Annotated in this window: 5 protein-coding genes; all 5 read left to right on the top strand. The window is 31.6% G+C overall.

Features of this window, described 5'->3' with window-relative positions:
• On the top strand, positions 1–586 hold a 586-nt coding region (locus tag KMHG_RS10245), incomplete at its 5' end, for an IS3 family transposase (protein ID WP_010289284.1).
• A gap of 217 nt (positions 587–803) precedes the next feature.
• Positions 804–1,256 (top strand): hypothetical protein, encoded by a 453-nt coding sequence (locus tag KMHG_RS10240; protein ID WP_010289281.1) that lies wholly within the window; start codon positions 804–806, stop codon positions 1,254–1,256.
• Positions 1,257–1,491: 235 nt separating this feature from the next.
• The gene (locus KMHG_RS10235; RefSeq protein ID WP_010289278.1) at positions 1,492–1,941 is read left to right on the top strand and encodes an AraC family transcriptional regulator; all 450 of its coding nucleotides are present in this window, start codon (positions 1,492–1,494) and stop codon (positions 1,939–1,941) included.
• 279 nt (positions 1,942–2,220) lie between these two features.
• Positions 2,221–2,745, top strand: a complete 525-nt coding sequence (locus tag KMHG_RS19575; RefSeq protein ID WP_010289276.1) for a hypothetical protein — start codon at positions 2,221–2,223, stop codon at positions 2,743–2,745.
• A gap of 280 nt (positions 2,746–3,025) precedes the next feature.
• On the top strand, positions 3,026–3,295 hold the full coding sequence (locus KMHG_RS10225; RefSeq protein ID WP_010289275.1) for a hypothetical protein: 270 nt from the start codon (positions 3,026–3,028) through the stop codon (positions 3,293–3,295).
• The last annotated feature ends 92 nt before the right edge of the window (positions 3,296–3,387 follow it).

Here is a 3,387-nt window from a genome sequence, read left to right as displayed (position 1 = left end):
TCTAAAATGCATGGTGCGTATGAAAAAATATAAATCTTATAAAGGAACAGTTGGTAAAATTGCGCCAAACATTTTAAATCGTCATTTTAAAGCTGAAGCGCCAAATGAGAAGTGGGTAACGGATATTACGGAGTTTAAACTATTTGGAGAGAAGCTTTATTTATCACTTGTTTTAGACTTGTTTAATGGTGGAATTATTACCTATACAATCGGCTCTAGACCAACGTATTCTTTAGTTTCAGAGATGTTAGAAAAGGCTTTAGAGTGTTTACCAGAAGAGCACCAACTACGGATGCATTCTGATCAAGGATGGCATTATCAAATGAAGCCATATCGTGATGCGCTTCAATCAAGGGACATCGTACAAAGTATGTCTCGTAAAGGAAATTGTCATGATAATTCCGTGATGGAGAATTTCTTTGGCATTATGAAATCGGAATTTCTCTACCTAAAGGAATTTGAAAGTGTTGATCAATTTAAAGAAGAACTAAAGAAATATATAAATTATTACAACACAAAACGAATTAAGGCAAAATTAAAAATCAGCCCGGTACAATACCGAACTCATTTTATACAAGCTGCTTAAACGAAATAACCGTGTCTAACAATTAGGAGTCACTTCAAAATCACGTCCGCAGCCAGGCTTTTCTGGTTAACATTATGATTCATGAAAGTACTCAAGAAAAAGTGTTATCGGTAGTTACGGAATTAGAGAGATTTTGTTTTCCAACCATCGCTTTGGGAATGTTCTTTGCTTATCCATTACGAAATGTATTAGAGTATGATTCAAAGGGGGAATACATATGAATTGGATTGAAATAAATGACCAATCAGATATTGAGCATTTACTAGAGCATTTTGGTTATTTTCACGATGGCTGTTTAAGAGAAATGTATATGTGGACAGGAACTTATGTTAATGAAGATTTATCTATGGCAGTACCGGGAGAATTAGATACAAATGTAAAGATATTATTTCAGCGTCAATTTGCCAATCCATCTGCAATTGAAATCCTTTTTGAAAACGTAACAGGGGTTCAGATTATTCCGAGTCCAGAAAATTATGATTCAATCATACGTGATGCAATCATTTTGAAAGTTGAAGATAATTTTTATTGGGCTGATGATTATAATTGGCATCCTAAAGAAAATTCGGACGCTTGTAGCAATTGGATTTCAGCTAAAAGAATGAAATGGCGAGAAGTTAATGATTGGATGGGTAAGCAAAATCGCTATGCAATTGGCGAACCTTATTAATTTCTCATACAAAATAACGTTCCCAAATGACACGTTTGAGGGCCTTCTACGAGCAGCTAGGACAGTCACATGTCGCAGCTGCTTTTTGTTTACCAAACGACGCTTTGGGTGTGTTTTCTTATTCAACAAATGGGCAAAATTGTGAAAGAAAGTCCACATAATTATTCTCTTTTAAAAAAGTGTTTGAATAATATTTTAAATCGTATGATCTTATCCAAAAGGGGAGATTTAAAATATGAAAATAACCATTGAAGAAATACCTGAATCAAGGATTGCTTACTTCCGTAGCGTTGGAGAGTATGGCGAAAAGCAAAACCAGGAATTAATGGAGTCCTTTAAAAAGTGTGCACAGATTAATAGTGTATTTGATAATTCTACGATTTTAGGAATACCACAAGATAACCCTCAAGTTACTCCTAAAGAAGAATGTCGTTATGATGTTTGTGTTGTTATAAATGCAGATTTTAATGTGACAAAACCAGCTCAAGTGGGTAAATTTAATGGTGGGAAATACGCTGTTTTCATACAGGATCATACAAAAGAGGCAGTAGGTGAATTTTGGGGCAATATTTTTTCCGAAATAGAAAAAAACAATCTATCAATAAGAGAACAGCCGATTGTAGAAAGATACACTTCACAAATGATTGATAATCATTTGTGTGAAATATTAGTTCCCATACAGTAATAGAATCTAGGATGTTTCTTTAACAAACGGAGTGCTTTACTTGAAGATTATTGAGTTGCATATGCAGCTCTTTTTTCTTTATTGGGATAGCTATCGTCAGAAAAATGCGGATTTACAACGTTAAGCAAAGAAATGTGCCCAACCGACGCTTTGGTAACATTTCGTTATTCAGCGAAAGGCGGGTTTGTAGAATAACAAAATTAAAAATATTGTAACTTTTCGATTGTAAATTCGTATAGAAAAGTAAATTGAATAATAAGAAAGAGGTGAGTGATAATTTTGAAAAAAGCATTAGAAAATAGATTGGTTTATTTATATTCAGGAGAATTATTTTCTATAATCATCTTCGTACCTACTAGTTATCTAATAAATTACGCATTTCCCAATCTACAATTGTATTCTCTATATTCATTTTGGGTATCTTTTATCCTTTTAGAGTTTCTTTTGTTACAAGGAACGATTTATTGGTATATAAAACTTAAAAGATTAAGAAATGAGACTAACCCTATAACTCCGATTAAGATTGTTAGACAATTACATAATTTAAAAATAATGAATATGATTATAATTGTGATCACAATTATTGTATTTGCTTTTGATTTCATAAAATGGTATCCGTCTTTGCCATTTGGTTTAACAATCACCTTCTTTATATATATTTTTGCAATTTTAGAGTTTATTAACTACTTTTACGTTCAACTTTCATATAATGTCTCTGGCATTAAAGATTTGTTAAGAAGCAGAAAATTGAAGAATTCCTGTATTAATAAGGATTTTAAACGAATGAAGAAATTGGAATTCTAAAAAGTAGCGTTATTTTTCATTGATAACATATTGAAGAAATAAGGTTAATAAACACCAAAAGATTTAGAGTTTATTAACTTAAAGTAACGAAGGTTTTAGTGTGAGAAGAACTATAAAATATACAGAATGAACTTATATAAATATAAACGTTCCCAAACGCAACTTTAGGAAGCTCGTAGCTCATTCATTAGAATGGGCTTTTTTATTAGTAGTTTGTGTTACTTGCTGAGGGAACTAACTAAAGTGAAAGGAGTCTATTTGAAAGAAAAGGGGGAATTAAATGCGTATAGCTATGATTTTGATTGTGTTGTTTGCTATTTTATTTTTCACAAATTTGCTAGGAGAAATAAATACGTGGAATATATGGGTAGGCTTTATAATGAGCGTAGTGCTATCCATTACCGCACTATTATTAAGCATAAAAGCTTTTATAAAACAAAAAACAATGTTATCAGTTTTTGGAATATTCCTTTCTTCTGCAATCATCTTTTTTATTATTTTTATATTTTTATTGCCTGAGGCTGGAATTGACCCTGGCATTAAAATTTAAAAATAATCTCCATGAATAAATATTAAGCCGAAAATAAAATAACGTTCCCAAATCAAATTTAGGGAATATCAAAAAAGCCACAAATCATTATT

The sequence above is a fragment of the Kurthia massiliensis genome (genome assembly GCF_000285555.1).
Classification (GTDB): Bacteria; Bacillota; Bacilli; order Bacillales_A; family Planococcaceae; genus Kurthia; species Kurthia massiliensis.
Note: the sequence above shows the minus strand (reverse complement) of the source record. Positions and strands in the feature narration are given on the sequence as shown.

What these genes read in the sequence shown, in the direction of transcription:
- KMHG_RS10240 (WP_010289281.1), top strand. Translation starts at nt 804, where the DNA reads ATGAATTGGATTGAAATAAATGACCAATCAGATATTGAGCATTTACTA.
- KMHG_RS10235 (WP_010289278.1), top strand. Translation starts at nt 1,492, where the DNA reads ATGAAAATAACCATTGAAGAAATACCTGAATCAAGGATTGCTTACTTC.
- KMHG_RS10225 (WP_010289275.1), top strand. Translation starts at nt 3,026, where the DNA reads ATGCGTATAGCTATGATTTTGATTGTGTTGTTTGCTATTTTATTTTTC.